This is a genomic window from Aquisalinus luteolus, assembly GCF_009712425.2.
Lineage (GTDB): Bacteria > Pseudomonadota > Alphaproteobacteria > Caulobacterales > Parvularculaceae > Aquisalinus > Aquisalinus luteolus.
On sequence record NZ_VCJR02000004.1, the window covers coordinates 84,039 to 109,412 of the forward strand.

The 25,374-nt window shown below is 59.8% G+C and carries 27 protein-coding genes and 1 other RNA gene; 15 read left to right on the forward strand and 13 right to left on the reverse strand.

Going from position 1 to position 25,374, the window contains the following annotated elements; all coding sequences use genetic code 11:
* Positions 1-59 precede the first annotated feature (59 nt).
* On the forward strand, positions 60-1,319 hold the full coding sequence (locus FF098_RS15465) for an MFS transporter (RefSeq protein WP_155142236.1): 1,260 nt from the start codon (positions 60-62) through the stop codon (positions 1,317-1,319).
* A 71-nt stretch (positions 1,320-1,390) separates the two neighbouring features.
* Entirely contained in the window at positions 1,391-2,125 is a 735-nt protein-coding gene (locus tag FF098_RS15470; RefSeq protein WP_155142238.1) for a hypothetical protein, read from the forward strand.
* Between the two features lie 4 nt (positions 2,126-2,129).
* Here FF098_RS15470 and FF098_RS15475 read toward each other — a convergent pair whose 3' ends face one another.
* Together FF098_RS15475 and FF098_RS15480 are read right to left on the reverse strand one after the other, a co-directional pair.
* Entirely contained in the window at positions 2,130-3,551 is a 1,422-nt protein-coding gene (locus FF098_RS15475) for a coniferyl aldehyde dehydrogenase (protein ID WP_155142240.1), read from the reverse strand.
* The gene (locus tag FF098_RS15480; protein WP_155142242.1) at positions 3,551-4,429 is read right to left on the reverse strand and encodes a crotonase/enoyl-CoA hydratase family protein; all 879 of its coding nucleotides are present in this window, start codon (positions 4,427-4,429) and stop codon (positions 3,551-3,553) included. Before FF098_RS15480 ends, FF098_RS15475 begins: the two co-directional genes overlap by 1 nt.
* Positions 4,430-4,533: 104 nt before the next feature.
* Between FF098_RS15480 and FF098_RS15485 the strand changes: the two genes are divergently transcribed.
* Positions 4,534-5,175: a lysoplasmalogenase gene (locus tag FF098_RS15485; RefSeq protein ID WP_155142243.1), complete on the forward strand. Its 642-nt coding sequence runs from the start codon at positions 4,534-4,536 to the stop codon at positions 5,173-5,175.
* On the opposite strand, the gene FF098_RS15490 is transcribed toward FF098_RS15485, so the two are convergent.
* From FF098_RS15490 to FF098_RS15500, 3 genes are all read right to left on the reverse strand, one after another.
* Positions 5,172-5,936, reverse strand: a complete 765-nt coding sequence (locus FF098_RS15490; protein WP_166426582.1) for a MipA/OmpV family protein — start codon at positions 5,934-5,936, stop codon at positions 5,172-5,174. The genes FF098_RS15485 and FF098_RS15490 overlap by 4 nt on opposite strands.
* Before the next feature lie 194 nt (positions 5,937-6,130).
* Entirely contained in the window at positions 6,131-6,658 is a 528-nt protein-coding gene (locus tag FF098_RS15495) for a dihydrofolate reductase (protein ID WP_166426583.1), read from the reverse strand.
* Between the two features lie 28 nt (positions 6,659-6,686).
* Positions 6,687-7,481 carry a thymidylate synthase gene (locus tag FF098_RS15500; RefSeq protein WP_155142246.1) on the reverse strand — a complete coding sequence of 265 codons (795 nt, stop codon included), beginning with the start codon at positions 7,479-7,481 and terminating at the stop codon, positions 6,687-6,689.
* Between the two features lie 126 nt (positions 7,482-7,607).
* Between FF098_RS15500 and FF098_RS15505 the strand changes: the two genes are divergently transcribed.
* Positions 7,608-8,678 carry a hypothetical protein gene (locus tag FF098_RS15505; RefSeq protein ID WP_155142247.1) on the forward strand — a complete coding sequence of 357 codons (1,071 nt, stop codon included), beginning with the start codon at positions 7,608-7,610 and terminating at the stop codon, positions 8,676-8,678.
* Here FF098_RS15505 and FF098_RS15510 read toward each other — a convergent pair.
* Positions 8,675-8,983, reverse strand: a complete 309-nt coding sequence (locus tag FF098_RS15510; protein ID WP_155142248.1) for a helix-turn-helix transcriptional regulator — start codon at positions 8,981-8,983, stop codon at positions 8,675-8,677. The two genes, FF098_RS15505 and FF098_RS15510, sit on opposite strands and share 4 nt — an antisense overlap.
* An 89-nt stretch (positions 8,984-9,072) precedes the next feature.
* Between FF098_RS15510 and ssrA the strand changes: the two genes are divergently transcribed.
* The 4 genes from ssrA (at position 9,073) to FF098_RS15530 (ending at position 14,425) form a co-directional block, all read left to right on the forward strand.
* Positions 9,073-9,455: a transfer-messenger RNA gene (ssrA, locus tag FF098_RS15515) on the forward strand.
* 561 nt (positions 9,456-10,016) lie between these two features.
* Entirely contained in the window at positions 10,017-11,600 is a 1,584-nt protein-coding gene (locus FF098_RS15520) for a vWA domain-containing protein (protein ID WP_166426584.1), read from the forward strand.
* A gap of 173 nt (positions 11,601-11,773) precedes the next feature.
* Positions 11,774-13,867 carry a glycoside hydrolase family 43 protein gene (locus FF098_RS15525; protein WP_155142251.1) on the forward strand — a complete coding sequence of 698 codons (2,094 nt, stop codon included), beginning with the start codon at positions 11,774-11,776 and terminating at the stop codon, positions 13,865-13,867.
* 39 nt (positions 13,868-13,906) lie between these two features.
* The gene (locus tag FF098_RS15530; protein ID WP_155142252.1) at positions 13,907-14,425 is read left to right on the forward strand and encodes a hypothetical protein; all 519 of its coding nucleotides are present in this window, start codon (positions 13,907-13,909) and stop codon (positions 14,423-14,425) included.
* A gap of 7 nt (positions 14,426-14,432) precedes the next feature.
* Here the strand turns inward: FF098_RS15530 and FF098_RS15535 are convergent, their stop codons facing one another.
* The 7 genes from FF098_RS15535 to ald form a co-directional block, all read right to left on the reverse strand.
* The gene (locus tag FF098_RS15535) at positions 14,433-15,665 is read right to left on the reverse strand and encodes an SGNH/GDSL hydrolase family protein (protein WP_155142253.1); all 1,233 of its coding nucleotides are present in this window, start codon (positions 15,663-15,665) and stop codon (positions 14,433-14,435) included.
* Positions 15,666-15,749: 84 nt separating this feature from the next.
* Positions 15,750-17,270: an aldehyde dehydrogenase family protein gene (locus tag FF098_RS15540; RefSeq protein ID WP_155142255.1), complete on the reverse strand. Its 1,521-nt coding sequence runs from the start codon at positions 17,268-17,270 to the stop codon at positions 15,750-15,752.
* A gap of 125 nt (positions 17,271-17,395) precedes the next feature.
* Complete coding sequence (locus tag FF098_RS15545) at positions 17,396-17,794, reverse strand: hypothetical protein (protein ID WP_155142257.1); 399 nt, start codon at positions 17,792-17,794, stop codon at positions 17,396-17,398.
* A 13-nt stretch (positions 17,795-17,807) separates the two neighbouring features.
* Positions 17,808-18,215 carry a hypothetical protein gene (locus FF098_RS15550; RefSeq protein ID WP_155142260.1) on the reverse strand — a complete coding sequence of 136 codons (408 nt, stop codon included), beginning with the start codon at positions 18,213-18,215 and terminating at the stop codon, positions 17,808-17,810.
* A gap of 93 nt (positions 18,216-18,308) precedes the next feature.
* Positions 18,309-18,833, reverse strand: a complete 525-nt coding sequence (locus FF098_RS15555; RefSeq protein ID WP_155142262.1) for a hypothetical protein — start codon at positions 18,831-18,833, stop codon at positions 18,309-18,311.
* 106 nt (positions 18,834-18,939) lie between these two features.
* The gene (locus FF098_RS15560) at positions 18,940-19,764 is read right to left on the reverse strand and encodes a ferredoxin--NADP reductase (protein WP_155142264.1); all 825 of its coding nucleotides are present in this window, start codon (positions 19,762-19,764) and stop codon (positions 18,940-18,942) included.
* Between the two features lie 164 nt (positions 19,765-19,928).
* Entirely contained in the window at positions 19,929-21,041 is a 1,113-nt protein-coding gene (gene ald / locus FF098_RS15565) for an alanine dehydrogenase (protein ID WP_155142265.1), read from the reverse strand.
* Positions 21,042-21,302: 261 nt separating this feature from the next.
* On the opposite strand from ald, the gene FF098_RS15570 reads away from it, so the two are divergent.
* From FF098_RS15570 to FF098_RS15600, 7 genes are read left to right on the forward strand one after another with little or no spacing between them, the layout of a single operon-like run.
* Positions 21,303-22,835, forward strand: coding sequence for an MmgE/PrpD family protein (locus FF098_RS15570; RefSeq protein WP_155142266.1), 1,533 nt, complete (start codon positions 21,303-21,305; stop codon positions 22,833-22,835).
* Between the two features lie 4 nt (positions 22,836-22,839).
* Positions 22,840-23,031 carry a hypothetical protein gene (locus tag FF098_RS15575; protein ID WP_155142268.1) on the forward strand — a complete coding sequence of 64 codons (192 nt, stop codon included), beginning with the start codon at positions 22,840-22,842 and terminating at the stop codon, positions 23,029-23,031.
* A complete protein-coding gene (locus FF098_RS15580; RefSeq protein WP_155142270.1) occupies positions 23,028-23,192 on the forward strand; it encodes a hypothetical protein in 165 nt (54 codons plus the stop codon). The genes FF098_RS15575 and FF098_RS15580 overlap by 4 nt, the downstream gene beginning before the upstream one ends.
* Positions 23,192-23,425 (forward strand): hypothetical protein, encoded by a 234-nt coding sequence (locus tag FF098_RS15585; RefSeq protein ID WP_205967534.1) that lies wholly within the window; start codon positions 23,192-23,194, stop codon positions 23,423-23,425. Before FF098_RS15580 ends, FF098_RS15585 begins: the two co-directional genes overlap by 1 nt.
* Complete coding sequence (gene prpB, locus FF098_RS15590) at positions 23,425-24,336, forward strand: methylisocitrate lyase (RefSeq protein ID WP_155142272.1); 912 nt, start codon at positions 23,425-23,427, stop codon at positions 24,334-24,336. The genes FF098_RS15585 and prpB overlap by 1 nt, the downstream gene beginning before the upstream one ends.
* Before the next feature lie 23 nt (positions 24,337-24,359).
* On the forward strand, positions 24,360-25,025 hold the full coding sequence (locus FF098_RS15595) for a sulfotransferase family protein (RefSeq protein ID WP_155142274.1): 666 nt from the start codon (positions 24,360-24,362) through the stop codon (positions 25,023-25,025).
* On the forward strand, positions 25,025-25,372 hold the full coding sequence (locus tag FF098_RS15600) for an antibiotic biosynthesis monooxygenase family protein (RefSeq protein ID WP_155142276.1): 348 nt from the start codon (positions 25,025-25,027) through the stop codon (positions 25,370-25,372). Before FF098_RS15595 ends, FF098_RS15600 begins: the two co-directional genes overlap by 1 nt.
* The last annotated feature ends 2 nt before the right edge of the window (positions 25,373-25,374 follow it).

The window sequence follows — 25,374 nt, forward strand, 5'->3', positions numbered from 1 at the left end:
CAAAAACTTAATCTGCGTGGGTGGTTGCGCCCAGCCCGACATGGCATAGAAGACCCGCCATGAGAAACGCCATCCTGTCCGTCTTTTCCCTGCTGGTCGCCGCTGCCATCCTGCTCGGCGCCAACGGGCTGCAATCGACGCTGCTTTCCCTGCGCGCGAATATCGAGGGCTTTCCGCTCTCGGCCATCGGCTTTCTCACCTCGTCCTATTTCGTCGGCTTCATTCTCGGCTGCCGCTATGCGCCGCGCTTTATCAAGAATGTCGGGCATATCCGGGCGTTCACGGCGCTCGCCTCCGTCGCTTCCGCCGCGACGCTGGCACACATCCTGTTCGTCGAGCCGGTCTCGTGGCTGGTCATGCGGGCGCTTGCCGGCTTCTGCTTTGCCGGGCTGCACATGATCATCGAAAGCTGGCTGAACGAGCGCGCGACGAACGAGAACCGCGGCACGGTACTCTCGATCTATCGCATTGCCGACTTCACCGCCGTCACCGCCGGCCAGTTCATGCTGAATGTCGCCGACCCGGCCGGCTTCGTCCTGTTCGTCGGCGTGTCCATCCTCATCTCCCTGTCGCTGGTGCCAGTCGCGCTGACGACCGCTGCCGCGCCAAAGCCGATCAAATCGGCCAAGCTGAATATCCCGAAACTGTGGAATCTCTCGCCGCTCGCCTGCGGGGCGGTTGTCGCTGCGGGCGCGTCAGGCAGTGCCTTCTGGGCGCTGGCCCCGGTTTTCATTCAGGATATCGGCTATGATGTCAGTGTCGTTGCCCTGTTCATGAGTGCCATCATTGCCGGTGGCGCACTGGCGCAATTCCCGATCGGCTGGTTGTCTGACCGTATCGACCGGCGGCGCGTCATCGTCGGCACGGCGTTTCTTGCCGGAACGGGTGCCTTGCTGATCAGCCTGTTCGGGCCAGATGCCCAGAACCTGCTCATCGTCTTTGCGCTCATGCTCGGCATGTTTCACCTGCCGCTCTACGGGCTCGGCGTCGCCAATGCCAATGACTTCGCCGAAGCGGAGGATTTCGTCTCCATCAATGGCGGCCTCCTTCTGCTATACGGCTTCGGTGCCGTGACAGGCCCGATCATCGCGCCGTTCGTGATGAAGGGCTTCGGTGCGTCATCGCTGTTCTTCTACAATGCGACCGTCTACGGATTGCTGACCATCTTCGGCCTCTATCGCCTGACCCAGCGCAAGCCAGTGCCGGTGGACGAGAAAACGGAAGACTATGTTCCCGTTCCGGCAGGTGCTGCGCCAGCGGTCTTCGAGATCGACCCGCGCGTGCCGGAGGATGAAGAAGGATCGCCGACAAAGGCCTGATCTCCCCTGAACAGGGAAGGGACAGGCCAGACCCGGCGATCTATAAATCTCCCTCACAAAAGGAGATTTGAATGCTCAGCTATCTGCGTACCATGTCCGGCCGTCTTGTTTTCGGCATCGTCGTTTTTGCCCTTTACTGCGCGCTGCATGGCGCGGAGGCGAAGGACCAGAATGTGTTCACAGAGGAATTGAGAACCCTCCTCATGACGCCGGTCAACGGCTTCAACACCATCTACATTATGGAGCAGAAATACCTGAACCTCTATAACGACCCTTCCCTGAGCGAAGAGCAGAAGGCCATGGTGCTTGCGAGCCGGGCAGGCTTCCGCGGGTCGGAGGGCGACAACAAGGTCGGCCAGCTTGCCGATCTGGATTTGCTGGTGCAGCTCTATCCGAATGCAGAAAGCGCCGAGCGGTACAAGGAAGATCGCGCCTATGCCTATGTCCAGACCTGGCATATGACAAACCGTATCCTGAAAGGGCAGAACGAAGACAAGATGTTCGCCGAACTATGGAGCCTCGGGTACTGGGATGATGCGGTCGATGTGCTGACCAAGGCCAAGCGTCCGGTCGAACTCGATGGCATCCTGATCAGGGACCTGCAGCGCGAGGGCTATATCAAGGGCGCATCGAGCGGCAAGGGTGGGGGCAGTAGCAGTTCCCGCAGGACAATCGTGCGGGATGATCACGATCAGGAGTTTGCCATCAATGGCTATAACCTCGATGCGCCGAACGAAAAGCTGGGGGATAACCTGAAGACCTCGCTGGAGGCCCTGCGGACCAAGGCCGCTCAGTACAAGGACTGATCGTCTACTTTCCGATCTGCCAGTTGATGAATTTCTTCATCAGCCCGGAATAGGGCGGGGCGAGCAGCCCCGCCGGCAACCAGCCGGGCAGGCGGAAGATCGAGCGCTCGTGGGAGAATTCCCGGAAGCCCCGCTCGCCGTGATAGGCGCCATAGCCTGACTTTCCGACGCCGCCGAAAGGCAGGTCCTCGACCGCCAGGTGCAGGATCGTGCCGTTAACGCACACGCCGCCGGAGGTCGTCTTCGCCAGCACCTCGTCGGCAGCGCGATTGTCTTTCGAATAGACATAAAGCGCCAATGGATGGTCACGGGCTGTGACATGCTCGACCATGTCCGCTGTCGTCGGCTTCTCGATGATCGGCAGGATCGGCCCGAAAACCTCTTCCTGCAGGATCGCAGCCTCAGTTGGCGGATTGAGAACGATGGTCGGCGCCAGCTTGCGGGCCGCCTTCATCGCGTCGGCATCATGGGGCGGCTGTATGATGGTCGCGCCGCCTTGCCGTGCTTCCTCGATCATGCCGGTCAGGCGCTGGTAATGCTGGCCGGAGATGATGCCGGAATAGTCCGTATCCGTGACGAGGTCCTCGAAGCTCTCCGCGACAGCGCCCATCAGCGCATCGGCCCAGGCCTTGCCCTTTCCCTCAGGTACCAGCAGGTAGTCCGGCGCGACGCAGGTCTGCCCGGCATTGTAGAACTTGCCGAAGGACAGCGTGGTGGCCGACTTGGCCATGTCGGCATCGGGCAGCATGATGGCCGGCGATTTGCCGCCCAGCTCCAGCGTGACCGGTGTGAGATTCTTCGCCGCCGCCATGGCGATCAGCCGCCCGACGCGGGTCGAGCCGGTGTAGAACAGGTGGTCGAAGGGCAGGGCGGAGAACGCCTCGCCGACATCGGGTCCGCCGGTGATGACGGCGACTTCAGTCTCGTCGAACATCTGTGCCAATAGCTGCTTCAACAGGGCCGACGTATTCGGCGTTATCTCCGATGGTTTCAGCAACACCCGGTTGCCGGCGGCAAGCGCTGTGATGACCGGCACCATCGCCAGCTGGAAAGGATAATTCCAGGGTGAGATGATGCCGACGACGCCTTTGGGCTGGTATTGCAGCTGCGCGGTGCCGGGAATGGAAGAGTGGTTCCAGACAGATCGTGTCCTCGCCCAGCGATGGAGGTTCTTGCGGATGTGTTTAGAGTTGGTGATTGTCAGCGCCACTTCCGACGATAGTGTCTCGACCGCGGAGCGCGTACCGAAATCGGCATTGATTGCCTCGACGATACGGTCCTTGTACGATGCAATCAGGCTTTCAAGCTTCTTCAGCGTCGCCCGGCGCTGCGCGATCGACGGCGCACTGGCAAAGGAGAACGCATCGCGCTGGCGCTGGAACAGCGCGTTCAGGTGATCGAGTGCGGCATCGGATGATGCGTCCATTATTCCTCCTCGCCCGAGACTTTCTTCAGCGGTGGCAACGGCGCGAACTTGCCCGGCTCGCCGGACTGTTTCGCCATCATTGCTGTCATTACCTCGGATTGTTTCAGCATGGAGGCATTCCACAGCGCGATATAATCCAGCGTCTCTGCCGTCTTGTGGTCGCGGGCATGGGTGATGATGTTCTTGATGCCATGCACCGCCATCGGCGCCTTGGTGGCGATCTCGCGAGCCATTTCCATCACGCCGTCCATCATCGCGGCATGATCCGTGTACACTTTATTGGCCAGGCCGTAGCGGGCGGCTTCCTCCGCGCCCATCTTGCGGCCGGTATAGGAAAGCTCCCGCACGATGCCCTCAGGCAGCAGGTTGAGGAGCCGCGGGAAGGTGCCGACATCCGCCGTCATGCCGATATTGATCTCGTACACGGTGAAATAGGCATCTTCGGTACAGAACCGCATGTCGCAGGCCGACACCATATCGACACCGCCGCCGATGCACCCGCCCTGAATGGCTGCGACCACCGGCACGCGGGCAGATTCCAGTGCTGTGAACGCATCCTGCATGCGTTTTGCCATTGCATAGAAATCGAGTCCGCGATTGGCCTCGCGGTGAATGTCGCTCTCGCCCGCGCCGAGATTGCCGGTCATGTCGGCAAAGCCGGTCAGGTCGATTCCGGCGGTGAAATGCGGACCCGTAGAGGAGATGACGATCACGCGCACCTCGCCGGACTTGTCCAGCATACGGATGGCTTCAGGCAGTTCGTCCCAGAAGGCGCGGATCATCGCATTGCGCTTTTCCGGGCGGTTGAGGGTTATGTGGGCGATGCCGTGATCGTCCGTTGCGATCTCGAAGCATTGCCAGTCGCGGGTCTCGCTCATGCGCGTCTCCATTTTATTTCCTTGCAGAATGGCCTATGCCTGTCAGCCAGACAATGATGAACAACAGCCCTGAATCAAAGCCGGAAAAGGGTGCGGAGGAATGAATGGCTGAGATCCTGGCGCTCTTTTGGCCGTCGCTAGCCTGCATCATCGCAGCGGTCGGGCTCACGGTTGCAGAAGTGCGCGGCTGGCAGGCCGGGCAATGGGCGTTCAAGCCGCTCGCCTCGCTGATGTTCGTAACGCAGGCGATGCTGATGGGCGCGTTCGGCTCGCTTTATGGCATTCTCGTATTCGCTGCACTGTTCCTGTGCCTTATCGGCGATGTGATCCTGATCATCCGCGACCGGGAAGCGCTGTTCAAGGCCGGTATCGGCGTCTTCCTGCTGGGCCATGTCGTGTATATCGCTGCCTTTGCCAGCACGGGCCTCGTCCTCATGCCGATGCTTCTGGGGGCGGTCATCATGGCCGCGGTGACGTTTCTGTACTGGCGCTATATCAGTGCCCGGCTGGCGCCGGACTTCAAGGGGCAGGTCGGCGCGTACACAGCCGTCATCAATGTCATGGTGATCACCGCCTTCGGCGCAAGCACGCCGGGTGGGTGGACGGTACCGCTCGCCGCGGTGATGTTTGCCCTGTCAGACATGATGGTCGGGCGCGATCGCTTCGTTGCGTCCACGCCGGTCAATTTCATCGTCATCACACCGCTTTATTTCGGCGCTCAGCTGCTGTTCGCCGCCAGCGTCTAGGTGTCGGAGGCGAAGCGACGCACGAAGATGATGCCATAGCGGAAGGTGTCTTCCTCGTTCTTGCTGTCGAGGATCAGCGGACTGTCCGCCGCAACGTCGATGGCGCGCTCGTAATTGACGAAACCGCCGACGCCGTAGTCATCAAGGATCGGAATGGCGAGCAGGGCGGCGACACCCCCGCGCGTGAAGCCGGCGCCCGGATCGTAGAAATCGTAATCGGTCGCCGCCGCTTCCTCCTCGGTGATGCCGAGATAGGTCATGTTGCGATTGGCATCCCCGGCCGACAGATAGGCGGTCAGGTTCAGCAGGCCGACGCGCGTGATAGACTGTTGCGAGACTTGCGCGAAATAGCTTGTCCCGTCGGAAACGTCCGTGACGTCGCGCTGGATGCGGCCGCCGATCACGACATTGCCCGGCAGGCGCTGATAGGCATAGGCCGTCAGGTCGGCCCCGAACTCGGCAAGCTCCAGGCCCTCAAGCTCCGATTCAGCGCCATAGGCAGGGCGTAGGGCAACACCCATGCGCAGCCTGTCCTGCTTGACGATGTTATAGCCGATGCCATCGAGGCCGTTGGCAAAGATACGGTCCTTGTAGCTGGCAGAGCCCCAGAAGGTGAAGTTCAGCTGGTCCGACGCGCCGCCACCGGGATTGAATCCGTAAATGCCACCACCACCGACATCCACGCGCCAGTCGCGGACCTCCTCAACAGCCTCGTAGGGATGGGTCTGGGCCAGCGCCTGGCCAGCGCTGAACGCTGCCATACCGGCAAGACTGGCCATCGCAGAGACAATAGTTTTTCTGCTTACGTTTGGGCGGGATAACAAATGGGACAATTCGCACCTCGATCAGACAAGCATGCATAACAACATCGAGCCCACCATCGTTCCCTTGGCAAAACCATTCTTCAGGCAGGGGGCTGGTCTGGTGCCGTGTCTAGATCAGCACGCAGGCGATGTCAGCCTTTGCGGTCGAGCGTCAGCATTCGGGCGGCATACTGGTTGCGGTCATCGGAGGTGATCTCCTGCGCAACGGACCGGTCCCAGTCATCCATGGAAAATTCCGGGAAGTGGGTGTCGCCGTCTATGTCGGCATCGATCTCGGTCAGATAGATGCGTGAGACATTGGGCAGGGCTTCGGCATAGATTTGCGCGCCGCCGATGATCGCGACCTCGTTCACTTCGCGGGCGATGGCAAAGGCCTCTGCAATGGCAATGGCGTCTTCCATGTCGCTGGCGACGGTAACGTTCTCTTCCTGAAAATCGCTGTTCCTTGTAATGACGATATTGTCCCGGCCCGGCAGCGCTTTGCCGATCGAATCGAACGTCACGCGACCCATGATGATCGGCTTGCCCATGGTCACCTGGCGGAACCACTTCAGGTCTTCCGGCAACTGCCAGGGCAGGCCCTCATCCTTGCCGATCACATAGTTGCGCGCCATCGCCACGACGATGGCGAGGCGGATATTCGTCTGTCTGTCAATCATTGCCCTGTTCCAGCAGTTATCCCGCGTCCTAGACCGCAATCGGTGCCTTGATGGACGGGTGCGCTTCATACCCTTCGATCCTTATATCATCGAACGTGAAGGCGAACAGGTCTTTTACCTCAGGGTTCAGCACCAGCCGGGGCAGGGGCAGGGGCGAGCGCGAGAGCTGCAAATCCGCCTGCTCAAGATGGTTCAGGTAGAGATGCGCATCGCCGAGCGTGTGGACGAAATCACCTGCTTCCAGCCCGCAGACCTGCGCGATCATGTGCGTCAGCAGCGCATAGGATGCGATATTGAACGGCACACCGAGAAAGATGTCGGCAGAGCGCTGGTAGAGCTGGCAGGAGAGCTTGCCGTCGGCGACATAGAACTGGAACAGGCAGTGGCAGGGCGCCAGCGCCATCTCGTCGAGCTGCGCCGGGTTCCACGCCGACACGACCAGGCGGCGGGAATTGGGGTTCGTCCTGATCTCGCCCAGCAGCCACTCGATCTGGTCGATCGTGCCGCCCTTATGCGACGGCCAGGAGCGCCACTGCGCGCCATAGACCGGGCCGAGATCGCCATTCTCGTCGGCCCATTCGTCCCAGATCGTGACTTTGTTGTCCTTCAGGTAGCCGATATTGGTCTCGCCAGACAGAAACCAGAGCAGCTCATGCACGATGGATCGGATATGCAGCTTCTTCGTCGTGACCATGGGAAAGCCGTCCGACAGGTCGAACCGCATCTGATAGCCGAAGACCGAGCGCGTGCCCGTGCCTGTGCGGTCGCCACGCTCAACGCCGTGGTCGCGCACATGAGTGAGAAGGTCGAGATATTGCTGCATGGCTTCCAACTGTAGGGATTCGCGCGGGATTGGCGAGCGCCAGTTACTCACATTGCAGAGTGGCGAGGCAGGTGACGAGCAGGACTTGCTGCGATAGTATCGCCGCTGGAATGGGGTTTTGAGTACATGTTCGTCACGCGGGAAGAGCGCGAGCCCTTGGGGGGGATTTTCAGCTACTGGCTGCCGGTCAGCGCCGCAGGCGCGCTGGTACTCTATGCGTTGGTTTCGGTTTCTTTCCTCAGCGCAATGCATACATGGTTCGACCAGAAAATGGGTATGTCCATTTGGGCTGCTGGCGCTTCCCTTGCCGCAACTCTGTTCTTTCTCGGCGGAAAGGGGCGGTGGTTGAAAACCCTCATCGCGTCACTTGTCATCGGTGCCATGACCGGAGCGTGGGTCTGGCTCGGCCATGACTGGCCGGGCGCCTTTGCGTGGCTCTTCGCCGTAGCGCTGGCCGCCGGCATCATCGATCAGCGCGGGCAGGCTGCCGGCCTGTGGCCCGACTGGCCTATCGTCTTCGCGCGGCTGGTCGCGATACCTGTCACGGTGATCATGTTCGCCTTCATCGCCGCGCTTGTGACAATTCCAGCCTTCGCGGTGATGGATATTGGCGGGATCGAGGTTCAGGAAGCGGAGGGGCTGGAACTGGTTCTTCTTGCTGGAGGACTGGCGCTGGCCGGGCTGCTCGCCGCCTTTGTGCGCCGTCAGCGCGTGATGATTGGGGCTGTGCGCTATGCGCTGATCTGGGCGGCGCAATTCGTGCTGCCGGTGACACTTGTCATCGCGCTGGTGCTGGTCGCCAACATTGCCCTCAGTCCGGCAGGAACCGGGCCTGTGGGCGAAGCGGCGCTGGGCTGGTTGCCATACATTATCGCCGTGGCTGGCGTGCTGTTGTACCAGACCGGACATGCGCGCGCACCGGGGCTTTTCCTGCGTAGCGTGATGAGCCTGACGCCATTTGTTCTCGCGGCATTGCTCTATGGTTCATTCCGGATAACAGGCGATGCTGGCGGCATGCTCAAGCCAGCCGCGCTTGTCCTGATGGCGCTGTGCCTGTGCCTGTTGATTGGTGTCGGGTCTCAGCCGTTCTTCCGCAAGGCATGGATGGCGCCGCTTGCGCCGATGCTTGTTATGCTGACGGGACTGTGCGCCGTGCTGCCATTGATCGTGACCGGAATTGAATTCGCGCGGAACTAGTCCTCGCTGACGCCCTCATTGGCCTTTTCAAGCTCACCGACGGTCAGCGGCACATCGGCCTTGGTTGGTTTCTCATGCTTGTCGCGGTGGTGAGTCTTGCGGTGCGGACCACGATAATCCTCGATGCCCTGCGCAACGGCATAACAGGCAAGGCGCACGGTCAGCGGGATGACGACCTTGTCGCCATTGCGCTCGCCCTTTTCGTAATACTGGATCATCCGACGTTTCAGGCCGAGCGCATGGGCTGCGTCCTTCTGCGACATATCGAGCGATTTACGCCACTTTTTGAAATCTGAGGATTCCATCTCTCTCAACCCTGACCGGTCTTCATCTCGCGTTATACCGCGCAATTATTGCGCTATTGTTACAAGATTGAAGTTTTCTTCCACCTCAGCGGCTTCAAATCCTGCGTGTTTACCCCTATATCAAGTAGTGCCGGGCAACCGGCTATGGCGATAAAAGGCGTTCATAATAAGCGGATCGGACCCGGGGGCGGTACCCGGCGGCTCCACCAGAGGACCTGATAGCTGAGCAAAATCAGTCACTTCGGGTCTTGCGGCGGGGCCGAAATAGGATCGACGAACGTGTAAAGGCTCTGCTTTCGCCCGGATGGCTTCCGTTATTGGGCCACTATTATAGTTGCAAATGACAACTACGATGAAGAGTTCGCACTCGCAGCGTAATGCAGCGCGTGTAACTCGCTTTTAAAAGCCCCACGCCTCTTATCAAGGCCTGGGCGGGGTTTCCCGGCGCACCTGGCAACAGAAGCGTCGGACTTAACTTTCCCTCCAGATACTCCTTGAATATCCAACGGGCCGAGAGCCAGTAGGTGCGCCTTTTCATAAGCTTAGCGGGCCACAGGCCCGCTGGCACCTGGCAACAGAAGCGTCGGACTTAACTTTCCCTCCAGATACTCCTTGAATATCCAACGGGCGGAGAGCCAGTAGGTGCGCCTAATCTTATGAGTAGCGGGCCGCAGGCCCGCGCGCACCTGGCAACAGAAGCGTCGGACTTAATTTCCCTCTAGATACTTCTTGAACATCCAGCACGCTGAGAAACAGTAGGTGCGCCTTTTCATACCACTAGCGGGCCGCAGGCCCGCGGGCACTCCTTTGTGTCTTGGGTACCGGAAGCGACGAACTTGTTTCTTCTCATCCAGATGCCAAACAAACGCGAAGCAAACACCCACTCACGCAAGTGAGTATTTGCTCTGTGTACTGTATGGTAAAAATAAACCATTTCAGTACTTTCTCCTCTCAAAAACCCTCTTGCCGCCACATTCGCGTCATGATCAGACTGCCATCTGGGATCGGAACAAACCGGGAGAGGGGATACCTCATGAAAAAGATTTTTCTGGCAACTGCATCACTCGCCATTCTGGCGGCATGTACAACGCGCGACGAGGCGGCAGTCGGATATGCGCCTGTCATGGCAGAGGTTGCGATGCCATCTGCAAGCGCTCGAATGGCTGCGCCCGCCCTGATGGCACCACCACCCGAGCCGATGAATACGGAGCAATATGACAATGGCGAGGAGAACCCCGTCAAGCTGGTGCTTGAGGAACCGGTCTCGACATTCTCCGCCGATGTCGATACGTCCTCCTACTCTCTTGTTCGCCGGTCGCTGACCCGCGGCTCCATGCCGCCATCCGAAGCTGTCCGGGTGGAAGAGATGCTGAATTATTTCGACTATGATTATGGCGAGCCGAAAAGCGCTGACGAGCCTTTCGCCGCTACGGTCTGGACCTATCCGACACCATGGGACGATACCACGAAGCTGATGCAGATCGGCGTGAAGGGCTATGATGTCGAGCCCGATGAAGAACTGGACACCAATGTCGTGCTGTTGCTCGATGTTTCCGGCTCCATGAACAATGATGACAAGCTGCCGCTGCTGAAAAAGTCGCTCGGGCTTCTTGTCGACCAGATGGACGAGGACGATACCGTCTCCATCGTTGTCTATGCCGGCGCCGCCGGCGTGGTGCTGGAGCCGACCGCAGGCAACAAGAAGACAAAAATCATGCAGGCCATGGACAAGCTGTCCGCAGGCGGATCGACGGCAGGCGGGCAGGGTATCGAGCTTGCATATTCGCTGGCGGAAGAAAACTTCGCCGACGACAAGGTCAATCGTATCATCCTTGCGACCGATGGCGATTTCAATGTCGGCATTGCCGACCCGCAGCGGCTGGAGGATTATGTCGCCCGCAAGCGGGAGGAGGGTATCTTTCTTACCGTTCTCGGCTTCGGCGGTGGCAATTATAATGACGTGATGATGCAGAAGCTGGCCCAGTCCGGCAACGGCATCGCCGCCTATATCGACACGCTGGACGAGGCCCGCAAGGTTCTGGTGCGCGAGCTGAACTCGTCGATGTTCCCCATCGCCAACGACCTGAAATTCCAGGTCGAGTTCAACCCTATGGCGGTCAAGGAATATCGCCTCATCGGCTATCAGACGCGGCTGTTGAACCGAGAAGACTTCAACGACGACAAGGTCGACGCAGGCGATATCGGCTCCGGCCACATGGTCACCGCAATGTACGAGATAACCCTTGTCGGTGACCAGGGCAGTATCGATCCCTTGCGTTATTCTACGAATGCTGAGGAGCCGTCAGCAGGCGATGCCAGCGAGCTGGCCTTCCTGAAGATGCGCTACAAGCTGCCGGGCGAGACCGAGAGCGTGCTGATCGACCAGCCGATCCTGGCCGCCGATATGTATGGCAGCTTCAACGCCGCGCCGGACGATGCCCAGTTCGCGGCCATGGTCGCCGCCTTCGGCCAGCGCCTTGCCCGCGTGTCCGAGGTCGAGGACCTGCCCTATGGCAAGATCGCCGACATGGCGACGAAGGTGAAGGGCCGCGACCGCTATGGCGAGCGGGCCGAATTCGTCAAGCTGGTCGATATCGCCGAGAACATGGAAAAGTAGGTTTTTCCATTTTCGGGGGGAGTGAGGCGGGTCCGGTTTTCGGACCCGTTTTGTTATGCGGTATCCCAATCAGGCAGTTTAAGGCAAACGATTGCATTCGCCTTCGCATGACTATTCCGGTTGGGCCGAGTAAGGTAATCCGGGACTAGAGGAAAACGACCGGGAGGAAGAATATGGCTGCGAAATCATATACCTGGAAGAAGCGGGCAATGGTGGCAAGCGCTTTGACGGCCATCGCCTTTGCCGGCTTCGGAGCGAGCACTGCCTCGGCGCAGGACGAGCGGCCGCTGCGGGAGAGCTGGAGCGCCGATAATGGCAATGGCACCTATACCAATCCGCTGTTCTATGACGAGTTCTCTGATCCGGACATGATCCGTGTGGGCGATGATTACTATCTCACCGGCACCACCATGCACTCCATGCCCGGCCTGCCGGTGCTGCATTCCAAGGACCTCGTCAACTGGGAATTCCTGTCCTATGCGATGGATCGTCTGGACCTGAGCCCGGCGTTTCGCCTTGAGGATGGCGGTCAGGAATATGGGCGTGGACTTTGGGCGCCAACCTTCCGGCACCATGACGGCACGTTTTACATCTTCAGCAATGTGAACGGCCACAACACCCAGAAATTCACTGCCACCGATCCGGCTGGCCCATGGACGCATTCGGAGATGGATGAGAGCTTCCACGACCTCTCCATCCTTTTCGACGATGACGGCAAGGCCTATATCGTCTGGGGATACCAGCAGATCCGCGTTGCCGAGCTGAACGAGGACCTGACCAATATCGTTCCCGGTACGGAGCAGGTGGTGCTCGAAGCGGGCTCGGGCCTTGGCGAAGGCATCCATTTTTACAAGTTCGACGACACTTATTTTCTGATCAGTGCCGAATATCGCGACTCCATGCGCATGCCTGCGGCGCGGGCACCGTCGCCCTATGGTCCGTGGGAAGTGATCCGCGCGATTTCAGAGCATGAGGATTTCGGCCTGATGAAGGGCCGGGGGATCAACACCGGTAACATCTTCCTGCGCGACCAGGAACCGCCATTCGAGTTGACGCCCGCCGACCCGTCCTCCCGCGACCGGCTGTCCCTGCATCAGGGTGGCATTGTCGAGACGCCGGAAGGCGAGTGGTGGGGCTTTTCCATGTATGACGCCAATTCCATCGGCAGGCTGACGGCCCTGTCGCCGATCACCTGGAAAGATGGCTGGCCGTGGTTCGGCCTGCCCGGCAATCTGGAACGCACGCCGCGCACATGGGTCAAGCCCGCCACAGGGCCGGTGCAGGCGCCCAAGGCGCCATATGAGCGCGATGATGAGTTCAACGGCCCGGACCTCGCCAATGTCTGGCAGTGGAACCATGTGCCGGTCGAGGATGACTGGTCGCTGACCGAGCGGCCCGGCTATCTGCGGCTCAAGGCCGACGCAGCGGAAAACCTGCTGCGCTCAACGACGACGCTTACCCAGCGCGCCATCGGCCCGCGCTCCGTCCCGACAACGATCCTCGATGCCAGCGGTATGGCAGAAGGGGACCGCGCGGGGCTCGCCCTGTTCAACCGGCCCTATGGCTATATCGCGGTTGAGAAAACGGCGGACGGTCTCGATATCATCCGCGTTGACGAGAATGAGGGCGGGGTAACCGACCGTGTCAGCATCGATGCCACCCGTGTCTGGCTGCGGGCCGATGCCGACTTCATGAGCGAGGAAGCGCAGTTCAGCTGGTCCGTGGACGGAGAGACTTTCGAAGACATTGGCGATCCCTTCTTCACCGTCTACCAGCTCTTCACCTTCCAGGGCGTGCGCTATTCGCTATTCGCGTTCAACACAGGCGGCACGACTGGCGGCTATGCCGATTTCGATGCCTTCGATGTCCATGAACCCGCCTCCTATGGCCTTGCGCCGATTCCCTATGGGCGTGAGATCATGCTTTCGGTCGCCATGCTCGAGAACCCACCGGAAAACGATCTATTGAAACTGCCCTACACCGTGGTCGACCATGGCAAGGGGCAGGTCTCCTTCCGGCGCGATGGCATGGCGTTGACGCCAAAGCGCAACAACGTGATCGACCTGACCAAGGGAGAGCTTGAAGACCAGTTGTTCCAGTGGTCGGAAACACCGACCGGCGAGATCGTGCTGATGTCGCTGGAGTCGAACCGCTTCCTGCGGCTTGACCCTGACGGGGGTTACCTGATCGCCGACAGCCCGGGCCCTGACCCGGACGGCCAGGACGGGGTCCGGTTCAAGTGGACGCTGGCGGACGCATCGCGCTAGGGTGCTTCAATCCGGCGTCTGGCTGGTAGAGGGAAGCACATGAAGGCAGCCGCGCTGAAGATTCTGACCACTTTGAGAGTGGCCGATAGCGGTATGCTTGTATATATCGCCCGGACCCTGCCGGTGCTGACACTGCCTGTCTTCCTGTATACTGCGGCGCTGCAGATTGTTCGAGGCGGTTCTTTTTCCGGGTTACCGGACATGGATCAGGCGATCGATTACTATCTCCTGTTTCAGAGCCTGATTTTTTCGCCAGTCTTTACCACACTTCTCTTCGGCGCAGGCGTATGGGTACTAAGGCGTATTGGTGTATCGGATGCGGGCATCGTCGGGGTCAGTGTTGCAGTATGGGTGCTCATATCCGGCCTTGTCACACATGTTCTCTGGCTTGCCGCCGATGTCTGGCTGTATTTCGTCATCACGGTGGTGATGCTGACCTGGTTGCGTAAAGCAGGATGGAGAAAGGCAATCACGGTTGCGATTATGTTGCTGTGCCTGCACAGCGCCGCCATGATCGCAGGCAACACGGCTCTGGCTTCGATCAGTGATATCTTGTGAGCGGTCGCTAGTCCGCCTCGAACAGCTCCAGCGGCACAGCATTGGCGATGGCCTCATAGCCCGCGACTGACGGGTGCAGGTGATCATTGTCGTATTCGGCTTTGAGGCGTTGCGGGTCTTCCGGATCGCGCAGGGCCGCATCGAAATCGAGCACACCATCGAACTTCCCTGAGTTCCTGATCCAGTCATTGATCTGCTGGCGGGCATTTTCCGTGTTCTCGTTGAAGGTGTAGTAATCGCCGCCCTTGAACGGGGTGATCGTACCGCCATAGGCCTTGATGTCATGGGCATGGGCGCGGGCAATCAGCTGTTCGTAGACGGCGATGATCTGGGCGACCAGTTCATCATGGGCTTCCTTGTCCTCGGGTGCATTCCGGGCTAGGCCACCGAGGTCGTTGATACCTTCGAAAATGATCACATGACCGATATTGGGATGGGCGATCACATCGCGCTCGATGCGGGAGGGCACGTTGGGCCCGAGACAGTTGCGGGTCACGCAGTTCCCGCCAAACCCCATATTCAGTACGGAGACATTCTGTGTTGCCGGGTTCGCCTGCAGGCGGCGGGCGAGGAAGTCCGTCCACCGGTCATTACCGTTAGTAGTCGATCCATACCCATCAGTGATGGAGTCGCCGATGACGGCGACAGACGCATGGTCCGCCGGGGCCAGCACGTCGATGCCAGCGATATAATACCAGCGCGGCTGGTTTCCGGAGCTTTCCGTGATCTCGTCATCCTTCGACGCGAACCAGGTCGTGGTGCGAGAGCCGGGATGACCGGTCTGGTTCTCCGGCGCATCGCCAACCGTCATCGTAAGCGCGATATCGTCAAAGGGGGTAACTTTGAAATCGACCGGGTCGGAATACCACGCCGCACCTTGCGGGATCGTCACACCGGAAGCCCCGGAAAAGGTGAGGGTGACGGCGCTGCCATCCTCTATCTCGATGCTGCCCGATGCACTCGCGTCGGCAACAGTCACGCTTTCTATTTCCAGCGGTCCGTCGCCGAACTCGTTGGAAAAGCGTACCCGGATGCGCTCGCCGGCCAATGTGGGATGGACGGTCTGGTGAATGATCACGTCATCGGTGAAGCCTTCCGGCAGCTCGTTGCGCTCCTCGACCAGCTGCTGGCCCGTCCCCCAGGAGCCGACCCATTCCAGGTCGTCTGTCTGTGCCGTCGCACTGGTCAGTGCTGCGATTGCGCACGCCGAAATGCCGAATAGTAACCTGCCGATGGCCATGGTCTTTCCTCCAGTATTTTTTGAGGAAGACTATGCAATGGGCCATCGGTCAGGTCCAGTGTTAACGCTCACTTTTGACGCCGGTCAGGCTTGCCGGGTAATTGTGTGCGCCTCTGTAAACTCGAACAGGCCTTCCTTGCCCATCTCCCGACCGACGCCTGACAGGCGGAAGCCGCCGAAGGGGGCGCGGTCATCCAGCGAGTTGGCGTTGTGGGTGTTGATCCACGTCGTGCCGGTACGCAGCCTGCGGGCAACACGGGTGGCGTGGCCAATGTCGGCACACCAGACCGAGGAACACAGCCCGGCCCATTCCTCGTTCAACCTGTCGACCAGCGCATCCTCATCGTCGAATTTCACGATGGGCAGGGCGGGGCCGAACTGTTCTTTTGCGACGATGCCACTGTCTTCCGGCGGATTGAGAACCAACGTAGGTTTCAGGAACCAGCCGCCGGTCTTGGCGGTATCGGTCAGCGTGCCGAGTTCGCGGATTTCGCATCCCGCCTCGCGCGCTTCCTCGACCAGCCTGGAGACGAAATCGCGCTGGTCCTCGTCGATCAGCGGGCCCATGCGCACATCGTCTTCCGTACCATGACCGACAAGCCATTGGTCGAGTTCCGCGCTCAGCTTCTCGACCAGCTCGTCATAATGAGAGGAATGCACATAGACGCGTTTGATGCCCATGCAGACCTGACCTGCCGTCATGAAGGACGTCAACGCCAGATGGCTGATCGTCTCGTCTGAAAGGCCGGCGCCTTCTAGGAAAATCACCGGGTCATTGCCGCCCAGCTCCAGCGTGGTGCGAGCGAGGTTCTCCGTCGCCAGTTCCATGATCTTCTGGCCACCGCCGGTCGACCCGGTGAAGGAGACATGCTGTACGCGCTTGTCGGTGATCAGCGGTTCGATCACCTCATGACCGCCGGAGACGATGTTCAGCACACCGGCAGGCAGGCGTTCGGCCAAGTGTCGGATCGTCGTTGTCAGGGCCAGTGGGTTGGACGAGGGCGGCTTGATCGTCACGCAATTGCCCGCGATCAGGGCATAGGGAAGGGTCGCGGCAGTGATCGCCACCGGCCAGTTATAGGGGGCTATGATTGTAACAAGGCCCATCGGTTCGCGACGGACTTCCGTTTTGAATTTATACGGCTGGCGGCCCTTCACGCTTTCTTCCGTCTCCGGATCGAACGTCTCGACCTCGTTCAGGGCCGGGGCGAGTTCCGCGGCAAGCCGGCAGCGGTCGACGAAGACCTGCATCTCGATCTGCGATTCCATCAGCGGCTTGCCGTTTTCCAGCGTGTTCAACCGGGCGCGTTCATCAGCGGTCTTGTCGAGGCCTTCCAAGGCCGCGATCAGTTTCTCCGCGCGCTCTTCGGGTGACAGAGCTGCCCATGATCTCCAGGCTTTCCATGCGCCATCCAGAACTTCTTTCGACTGCGCCTCGGTTGCCTGACCGATCCGCCCGACAAGTGTATCAGGCTTGCCGGGGTCGAAGACATCTTTCGTCTCACTGGTCTGCAGATCCTTGCCATTTGCATAAAGGGGAAGGGTGACGGGCTGTGCTTCCCTTGGCTTGCGGGAGCCGAAACCGAGGCGGCGCATGAATTCCATGGGGGTACTCCTTGTTGTGCTCACAAACACAACAAGGATGGCAGGCCAGCGTTCCGGTCCCTGTGACTACTGGCGCTCAAGAATAGGTGAGTGAGGTGCCCATTTTGCGGCTATTGCAGTGGTTGTTATTGCAAGGGGCCGAGCGCCTGCAGCCAGTCGGCGAAGACCAAACGCAGGATCACGCCGCCCCCTATATAGAGCGGGAAGGTCAACAGGGCGCCGCGGCACAGCATGTCATGCCGCTTCTGGTCTTCCTCATCCTCGATATAGAACTGGCTGGCTATCGCAAGGCAGACAAAGGTGATGACCATGGCGATTGCCATGCCTGTCAGGAAGAGGGTTGCGACCTGTGGTGCATAAACTGCACCGTGTGCGGACGTATAGATGACGATGGAAAGCCCGCCGACGATGGCGGCGATGCTCATCGGCGTGAAACCGGACAGGAACGCGCTGGTGAAGAAAAAGGATGGCCACGCGCCGGAGCGCTTCATGGCGTTGAGCAGCGGTTGTTCCTTCAGTGACATGGTAGAGCCCTATCTAGAAGAATGTGAGTTGGTGATCGGAGGCCCAACCATTGATGGTAGGCAAGAACAACCAGTCCAAAAAAAACAGGAACGCAATAGCCAAGACTATTCCAAACCCAAATAGCGAATAGAACACCCGATCGTCGCCGATAATCAGTCCCCGTATAAATGCGATCATCAAAAAGGGAACGGAGAGTATTAGGCCAATAATTGCAGCAACCCTGATACCATTGACTGCGCCGTTCAGTTGCGAGTTCGGAACATGGACCTCCATACCCAGAAAAAAAGCGACGCAGGCAAGAGTAATTGTCGAAAGGATGACGGGGATAAATCCGTTCAGGATCGGATTGGTAAACAGAAAGCCGGGCAAGGGACCGTAATGGCTGACAGCCCTGATCAGCGGCGCTTCCTTGATACTCATGATGCGTCTCCTCCCTCAGATCCTGACGCAACTTTTAATAGATATGGGGAGGAGGGAGTGGCCAGGCAAGGGCGGTTATGCCCTTGCCAGCATTTATTCAGCTGCCGGCGATCCGAAGAACATCTTGTCGACGTAAAACGGTGCGCAGGCTGATTGCTGTTGGCAGATCACGCGGATGATGTTGAACTTTTTGCCGCTGACGCCAATCTCATCGAGATTGATCGAAACCGGGCTCCAGGTCGTTGCCTTCAGCTCGATCACATAGGTCTCGCCAATCTGTTCATCGACATTGGCGAATTGCACGGCGATGCGTTGGCCGCCACCGGTGCCGCCATTGATGTAGAAATCGAGCGTCAGGCCTTCGGGCACCATTACCTTGTCCTGACGGCCCAGTTGCAGTGCTTCCCATTCGTCTGCCGTGATCTTGATCGGATAGATCTCGCCGCCGACCGGGCTCTGCATTTCAATTTCTGCCCAGCTCCAGTCCTGCCAGCCGCCCTGCAGGCCACCGGCATTGCCGTCATAGATATCACTGGATTGCGCTGACGCCGTGCCGGGCAGAATGGTCAGTGCCAGTGCCGCCATAGCTGCGAAGATGGGTGTGAGTGCTGATTTCATCGTTAAACTCCCTCTGTCCCGGCGCTTCTTGAGACGAGCGCCTGAGCTCAGGAGTCTAGCATGAAAAGCAATTCCACGGATAAAATGTTTCGGGCCGGACTCCAGGCTAGCCGACAAACGCCTTTTCGATGACGAATTGCGACGGGGCGGCGTTGGAGCCTTCTTCGAGGCCTGCCTTTTCGACCAGCGCCTTGGTGTCGTTGATCATGTCCATCGAACCACAGATCATGACCCGGTCGGTTTCCGGGTTCAGCGGCGGCACGTTCAGGTGCTCGAACAGGGCGCCGGTCTCGATCAGGTCGGTGATGCGGCCGACATGCTTGAACTCCTCGCGGGTGACGGAGGGGAAGTATTTCAGCTTGTCGCCGACGAACTCGCCGATCAGCGGATCGTTGGGCAGGCTTTCCACCAGCTGTTGCGAATATTGCAGCTCGGCCACTTCGCGGCAGGTATGGGTGACGATGACCTCGTCGAATTTCTCATAGGTTTCCGGGTCACGGATGACGCTGGCAAAGGGTGCAAAGCCGGTGCCGGTAGAGAACATGTAGAGCCGCTTGCCCGGCGTCAGTGCGTCATGGACGAGCGTGCCGACAGGCTTGCGTCCGAGCAGCACGGTGTCGCCCGGCTGGATCTTCTGTAGGCGGGAGGTGAGCGGCCCGTCCTCGACCTTGATCGAGAAGAACTCAAGCTCCTCGTCCCATGACGGGGAGGCGACGGAATAGGCGCGCAGGATCGGTTTCGGCTTTTCAGCACCGGGTTCTGCCGGCAGGCCGATCATGATGAATTCGCCGGAACGGAAGCGGAAGCTCATCGGACGGGTGATGCGGAACGAGAAGAGGCGGTCAGTATAATGCTCGACCGAGAGGACTTTTTCCTCGGTCGGGGCGTTCGGGTTCGCCGGTTTCGGTGCTGCTGTCGCCGTCTCTGACATGAGCCTGCCTCATCACGTTTAGAAAAACTGATACGGCTGCCGTCCATCAGGGCAGGCAGCCGCTTGTCTCAGCTAATTAGAGCCGCACACCGGTTTTTGCAACGCGATAATCGCCCACAAAAGCGTCAGTCCGGCGATTTATTCGGGACTATTGGTTAGAAAAACTAAATGAAGCTCTCGGCCTCTTTCATTTTCATGCCCAGCGCTTCCGCGACAGCCTCGTGGGTGATCCAGCCATCGGCGACGTTCAGGCCGTTGCGCAGGTGCCGGTCGGCCTTCAGCGCCTTTTTCGGGCCCATGTTTGCGATGTTGACCACATGCGGGATGGTGCGGTTGTTCAGCGCGAAGGTCGAGGTGCGGGCAACGGCGCCCGGCATGTTGGCAACGCAGTAATGGACGATGCCGTCGACCTCATAGGTCGGATTGTCGTGGGTCGTCGCCTTGGAGGTCTCGAAGCAGCCACCCTGGTCGATGGCGATATCGACGAGGACCGCGCCCTTCTTCATTGTCGACAGCATGTCCTTCGTGATCAGCTTCGGGGCCGAGCCGCCCGGCACCAGCACAGCGCCGATGACGAGGTCTGCATCCTTCACCGCCTCGGCGATGGCCCCGGCGGTGGAATAGACGGTCTGCACGCGATTGCCGAAATGGTTGTCCAGCTCCTCCAGCCGGTTCAGCGACCTGTCGAAGATGGTGACATCCGCATGCATGCCGACGGCCATCTGCGCGGCATGGAAGCCGGAAACGCCACCACCGAGCACCATGACATTGGCGGCGGAGACGCCCGGCACACCGCCGAGCAAAACGCCGCGCCCGCCGGAGGCCATCTGCAGGGCATTGGCGCCGACCTGGATCGACATGCGCCCGGCAACCTCTGACATCGGCTTCAGCAGCGGTAGGCCACCCTGGTCGCTCGTTACCGTCTCATAGGCAATCGCCATGCAGCCGGATTTGACCAGCGCTTCGGCCTGCGGTTTGTCGGCGGCGAGGTGGAGATAGGTGAACAGGGTCTGGCCCTCGGACAGCATCGCGCATTCGTTCAGCTGCGGTTCCTTCACCTTCACGATCAGCTCGGCTTTTTCGAAGATCTCTTCCGGCGTGTCGACGATGCTGGCCCCGGCGGCGCGGTATTCGTCATCGGTGAAGTCGATGGCGGTGCCGGCATTGGTCTCGATCATCACCTCGTGGCCAGCGCGGGTCAGCTCCAGCACGCTGTCAGGCGTCAGGCCGACACGGTATTCGCGGGTCTTGATTTCCTTCGGGCAGCCAACGCGCATGGTGGGTCTCCTTGTGATCGATCGGTATGGTTTCTGGAACTGATTCCACTCGCGGCCTTTTCCCTTAAAAGCCGCAACGTGAAAAGAGCCCCGTGACAACTCGCTATGATGTTGCGCGAAATCGCGGCGCGGCCAGTCCGGCGCGGCGTCTGGACGGCGGGGCTTGGACGCTTATGCTCATGCTGGGCAGGGATGTTGCCAGCCTGCCGGGTTTGAGCCATGTAACGACCAAGAATTCATACAATTTCAAGAGGATGCCCCATGATCGATCATGAAGTCAGAGCCCACCCGTCAAAGGATGAGCTGAAGCGCGAAGACCAGCTGGCCTGGAAGATGGCCGAGGTTGCCGCCGACCCCGTCGCCATCGATGACGACGTTCAGGACATGATCATCAACCGCATTATCGACAACGCCTCCGTCGCCATCGCCTCGCTGAACCGCGGGCCGATCAAGACGGCGCGGGCACAGGCCCTGACCCATCCGCGCGAGGTCGGCGCAAGCCTGTTCGGCCTCGGCATCGGGGCCCACGTCTCCGCCGAATGGGCAGCATGGGCCAATGGCACGGCGGTGCGCGAGCTGGACTATCACGATACTTTCCTTGCCGCCGATTATTCTCACCCCGGCGACAACATCCCGCCGATCCTCGCCGTCGCCCAGCAGATGGGCAAGGACGGCAACGAGCTGATGCGCGCCATCGCAACGGGCTATGAGATCCAGGTCAACCTCGTCAAAGGCATCTGCCTGCACGAGCACAAGATCGACCACATCGCCCATATCGGCCCGTCTGTTGCTGCCGGCCTCGGCACGCTGCTCGGACTTGATAAAGAGATCACCTATCAGTCGATCCAGCAGGCGCTGCATTGCACGGTCACGACGCGCCAGTCGCGCAAGGGCGAGATTTCCACCTGGAAAGCCTTTGCCCCTGCCTATGCCGGCAAGACCGCGATTGAGGCAGTCGACCGCTGCATGCGCGGCGAGGGCGCGCCGAGCCCGATCTATGAAGGCGAGGATTCCATCATCTCCTTCATCCTCAATGGCCGCACGGCGCGGGACAAGGGCGACAGCCCATACGGCCCGACCTATATCGTGCCGCTGCCAGGCAATGGCGAGGCGAAACGCGCCATCATGGATACCTACACGAAGGAACATTCCGCCGAGTACCAGTCCCAGGCGCTTATCGATCTCGCCTTCCGCATGGGCAAGAAGATCGACGACTTCGACAAGGTCAAGTCAATCGTTCTGCACACGTCTCACCACACCCACTATGTCATCGGCACCGGCTCCGGCGACCCGCAGAAGATGGACCCGAAGGCGAGCCGCGAAACGCTCGACCACTCGATCATGTATATCTTCGCCGTCGCCCTGCAGGATGGCGAATGGCACCATGTGAAATCCTACGCCCCGGAGCGGGCCCAGCGCGAGGATACCGTGCGCCTGTGGCACAAGATTTCCACGACCGAAGACCCGGAATGGACGCGCCGCTATCACAGCCATGACCCGAACGAGAAGGCCTTCGGTGCCCGCGTCGTCATCACCATGCAAGACGGCTCGACCATCGAGGACGAGCTGGGCGTCGCCAATGCCCACCCGTTCGGCGCGCGGCCCTTCGTGCGCGAGCACTACATCCAGAAATTCCGCACCCTGACCGACGATATTCTCGAGAAGGAAGAAAGCGAGCGCTTCCTAGACCTCGTCCAGCGCTTGCCGGAGCTGACCGCCGCCGATGTGCGCGCCCTCAACCCCGCCGCGCCACGTGAGTATCTGGAAACGAATGAATTGAAGGGGATATTCTAGCGCCATGGCAAGGAACAAACCCCGCCCCATCACCTATGGCATGGCGATCGGCCTGACCTTCGGGCTGCTCGTCCTGCTGGCTATACAGATCATCTGGATTGCCGTGCTCGTGGGCGTGGTCTCCGGTCTCGTTATCGGGATCAGCCTTCTGGTCAATTACCGGCGGGTCAAGGGGAAGAAAGGACTGAAGCGATGAAACTGTTCGGATTTGCCTTGTTGGCAGCTCTTATCGTCGGTGCCCTGATCGTCGTACTGGTCGAGATCGTCTGGATCGCGATCATGGTGGTGGTGATCATTGCGCTCGCTGGCGCGATCTTCGCGTTGTGGAAAGGGCGTATCGCTGGAGGTGATGACTGATGGCAGACAAGCCGGAAAAACAGACACCCGAGAAACAGGCCATGAACCCGGCAGGCTTTGCGCTCGGTATCGGTGTCGGCATATCCATCGGTACATCGCTCGGCGTGGCTCTGGACAATGTCGCCCTTGGGATTTCTCTCGGTGTCGCCATCGGGGCAGGGATTGGTGCCGCCTTTGCCGTGGCCATGGGCAGTTCAGACAATACGGACAAAACGGATGACGAGGATAAATAATGCTCTTTACAAAGAAAACCGCTGAACAGAAGCGCCGCGATTTTCGCGACCAGCTGGCCGATGGCAAGCTGCACCAGTTTCCGGGTGCCTTTAACCCGCTCTGCGCCCAGCTGATCGAACGCATGGGCTTTGACGGCGTCTATGTCTCCGGTGCCGTCATGGCTGCCGATCTGTGCCTGCCGGATATCGGCATCGCCAACCAGGAAGAGTTCGTGACACGTGGCAAGCAGATCGCCCGTGTCACCGACCTGCCGGCCTTCATCGACATCGACACCGGCTTCGGCGAGCCGATGAGTGCGGCCCGCACCATTCGCCTGATGGAAGAGGCGGGCCTCGCCGGCTGCCATATCGAGGACCAGGTGATGCCGAAACGCTGCGGCCATCTGGATGGCAAGGAGATCGTCGACACCCACACCATGGTCCAGCGTGTGCGCGCCGCGGCTGATGCGAAGCTCGACCCGAATTTCGTGCTCATCGCCCGCTCCGACGCCCGCGCGGTGGAGGGGCTGGAGGCTTCCATCGACCGGATGAAGGCCTATGTCGATGCCGGGGCGGACATGATCTTCCCCGAGGCGATGAAATCCGAAAAGGAATTCGAAGCCGTGCGCGAGGCGCTCGACGTGCCGATTCTCGCCAACATGACCGAGTTCGGCAAGAGCCGCCTACTCAACAAGAAAGAGCTCGAAGACCTCGGCTTCAACGTCGTGATCTATCCGGTGACGACGCTGCGCCTCGCCATGGGCGAGGTCGAGCGCGGGCTGGACCACATCCTCACCAATGGCGACCAGAACGGCATTCTCGACAGGATGCAGCACCGCAAGGACCTTTACGACCTGTTGCGTTACGAGGAATATAACCGCTTCGACCAGTCGCTGTATAACTTCGAGGTCGGCGACACACCAATGGATTAATCCCGGAGGAGGGGAGAGGGATCATGACACTGAAGGTAATCGGCGCGGGATTGGGCCGTACGGGAACGTTTTCGCTTAAGTTCGCGCTGGAAAAGCTGATGGACCAGCCGTGCTATCACATGTTCGAGCTGATGAAGCGGCCGCAGGACCTGCCGACATGGAAGGCGGCCTTGGAAGGCGAGCCGCACGACTGGTCGGTGCCGTTCGCAGACTATGGCGCAGCCGTCGATTACCCGGTCGCTTACTTCTGGGAAGAGATCCTCGCCGCCTATCCGGATGCCAAGGTGGTCCTGACCGTGCGCGACCCGGAAAGCTGGTATGAGAGCGCCAAGAATACGATCTATCAGTTTGAGCCGAACACGGCGGAAAAACTCTCCATCGGCATGCGCTGGCTGTTCAAGCCCAGCCTGCGGACCATGGTGAAGACCGGCCTCTATGCCGAGAAGCTGGTCTGGAAGACCCATTTCGAGGATCGCTTCGATGACAAGGATTTCGCGATCTCCGTCTTCGAGAAGCATAACCAGCATGTTCGCGACACCGTGCCTGCCGACCGGCTCTTGGAGTTCAATGTGAAGGAGGGCTGGGCCCCGCTCTGCGACTTCCTCGGAACGCCGGTGCCTGACGGCCCGTTCCCCCATGAGAATGAGCGCGCCGCTTTTGCCGAACGCCGCAAGGAAATGATGGGCTGATGACCAGTTTCGCCGAGGGGCTCACGCCGCCCTATTACGCGGTAATCTTCGCCAACCAGCTGCGCGAGCCTGCGCCGGGCTATGAGGCGATGGCAGATCGCATGGCGGCGCTGGCCGAGACCATGCCTGGCTATCTTGGCATTGAATCGACACGCAATTCGGAGGGTTTCGGTATCACTGTCTCTTACTGGGAAAGCGAGAGCGCAATCGTGAACTGGAAAAAGCAGTCGGATCACCTGGCGGCACAAGACAAGGGCATACGTGAATGGTATGCCCACTATCAATTGCGCGTGGCGCGGATCGAGCGGGCCTATTCCGGCCCCGATGGCCGCCCCGCGGTGAAATAAGA

What these genes read in the sequence shown, in the direction of transcription:
- FF098_RS15475 (WP_155142240.1), bottom strand. Translation starts at nt 3,551, where the DNA reads ATGGACGCATCATCCGATGCCGCACTCGATCACCTGAACGCGCTGTTC.
- FF098_RS15500 (WP_155142246.1), bottom strand. Translation starts at nt 7,481, where the DNA reads ATGCAGCAATATCTCGACCTTCTCACTCATGTGCGCGACCACGGCGTT.
- prpB (WP_155142272.1), top strand. Translation starts at nt 23,425, where the DNA reads ATGCTCTTTACAAAGAAAACCGCTGAACAGAAGCGCCGCGATTTTCGC.
- FF098_RS15595 (WP_155142274.1), top strand. Translation starts at nt 24,360, where the DNA reads ATGACACTGAAGGTAATCGGCGCGGGATTGGGCCGTACGGGAACGTTT.
- FF098_RS15535 (WP_155142253.1), bottom strand. Translation starts at nt 15,665, where the DNA reads ATGGCCATCGGCAGGTTACTATTCGGCATTTCGGCGTGCGCAATCGCA.
- FF098_RS15585 (WP_205967534.1), top strand. Translation starts at nt 23,192, where the DNA reads ATGGCAGACAAGCCGGAAAAACAGACACCCGAGAAACAGGCCATGAAC.
- ald (WP_155142265.1), bottom strand. Translation starts at nt 21,041, where the DNA reads ATGCGCGTTGGCTGCCCGAAGGAAATCAAGACCCGCGAATACCGTGTC.
- FF098_RS15520 (WP_166426584.1), top strand. Translation starts at nt 10,017, where the DNA reads ATGAAAAAGATTTTTCTGGCAACTGCATCACTCGCCATTCTGGCGGCA.
- FF098_RS15480 (WP_155142242.1), bottom strand. Translation starts at nt 4,429, where the DNA reads ATGAGCGAGACCCGCGACTGGCAATGCTTCGAGATCGCAACGGACGAT.
- FF098_RS15550 (WP_155142260.1), bottom strand. Translation starts at nt 18,215, where the DNA reads ATGAGTATCAAGGAAGCGCCGCTGATCAGGGCTGTCAGCCATTACGGT.
- FF098_RS15575 (WP_155142268.1), top strand. Translation starts at nt 22,840, where the DNA reads ATGGCAAGGAACAAACCCCGCCCCATCACCTATGGCATGGCGATCGGC.
- FF098_RS15555 (WP_155142262.1), bottom strand. Translation starts at nt 18,833, where the DNA reads ATGAAATCAGCACTCACACCCATCTTCGCAGCTATGGCGGCACTGGCA.
- FF098_RS15530 (WP_155142252.1), top strand. Translation starts at nt 13,907, where the DNA reads ATGAAGGCAGCCGCGCTGAAGATTCTGACCACTTTGAGAGTGGCCGAT.
- FF098_RS15525 (WP_155142251.1), top strand. Translation starts at nt 11,774, where the DNA reads ATGGCTGCGAAATCATATACCTGGAAGAAGCGGGCAATGGTGGCAAGC.
- FF098_RS15470 (WP_155142238.1), top strand. Translation starts at nt 1,391, where the DNA reads ATGCTCAGCTATCTGCGTACCATGTCCGGCCGTCTTGTTTTCGGCATC.
- FF098_RS15560 (WP_155142264.1), bottom strand. Translation starts at nt 19,764, where the DNA reads ATGTCAGAGACGGCGACAGCAGCACCGAAACCGGCGAACCCGAACGCC.
- FF098_RS15600 (WP_155142276.1), top strand. Translation starts at nt 25,025, where the DNA reads ATGACCAGTTTCGCCGAGGGGCTCACGCCGCCCTATTACGCGGTAATC.
- FF098_RS15495 (WP_166426583.1), bottom strand. Translation starts at nt 6,658, where the DNA reads ATGATTGACAGACAGACGAATATCCGCCTCGCCATCGTCGTGGCGATG.
- FF098_RS15580 (WP_155142270.1), top strand. Translation starts at nt 23,028, where the DNA reads ATGAAACTGTTCGGATTTGCCTTGTTGGCAGCTCTTATCGTCGGTGCC.
- FF098_RS15490 (WP_166426582.1), bottom strand. Translation starts at nt 5,936, where the DNA reads ATGGCAGCGTTCAGCGCTGGCCAGGCGCTGGCCCAGACCCATCCCTAC.
- FF098_RS15465 (WP_155142236.1), top strand. Translation starts at nt 60, where the DNA reads ATGAGAAACGCCATCCTGTCCGTCTTTTCCCTGCTGGTCGCCGCTGCC.
- FF098_RS15485 (WP_155142243.1), top strand. Translation starts at nt 4,534, where the DNA reads ATGGCTGAGATCCTGGCGCTCTTTTGGCCGTCGCTAGCCTGCATCATC.
- FF098_RS15540 (WP_155142255.1), bottom strand. Translation starts at nt 17,270, where the DNA reads ATGGAATTCATGCGCCGCCTCGGTTTCGGCTCCCGCAAGCCAAGGGAA.
- FF098_RS15510 (WP_155142248.1), bottom strand. Translation starts at nt 8,983, where the DNA reads ATGGAATCCTCAGATTTCAAAAAGTGGCGTAAATCGCTCGATATGTCG.
- FF098_RS15545 (WP_155142257.1), bottom strand. Translation starts at nt 17,794, where the DNA reads ATGTCACTGAAGGAACAACCGCTGCTCAACGCCATGAAGCGCTCCGGC.
- FF098_RS15505 (WP_155142247.1), top strand. Translation starts at nt 7,608, where the DNA reads ATGTTCGTCACGCGGGAAGAGCGCGAGCCCTTGGGGGGGATTTTCAGC.
- FF098_RS15570 (WP_155142266.1), top strand. Translation starts at nt 21,303, where the DNA reads ATGATCGATCATGAAGTCAGAGCCCACCCGTCAAAGGATGAGCTGAAG.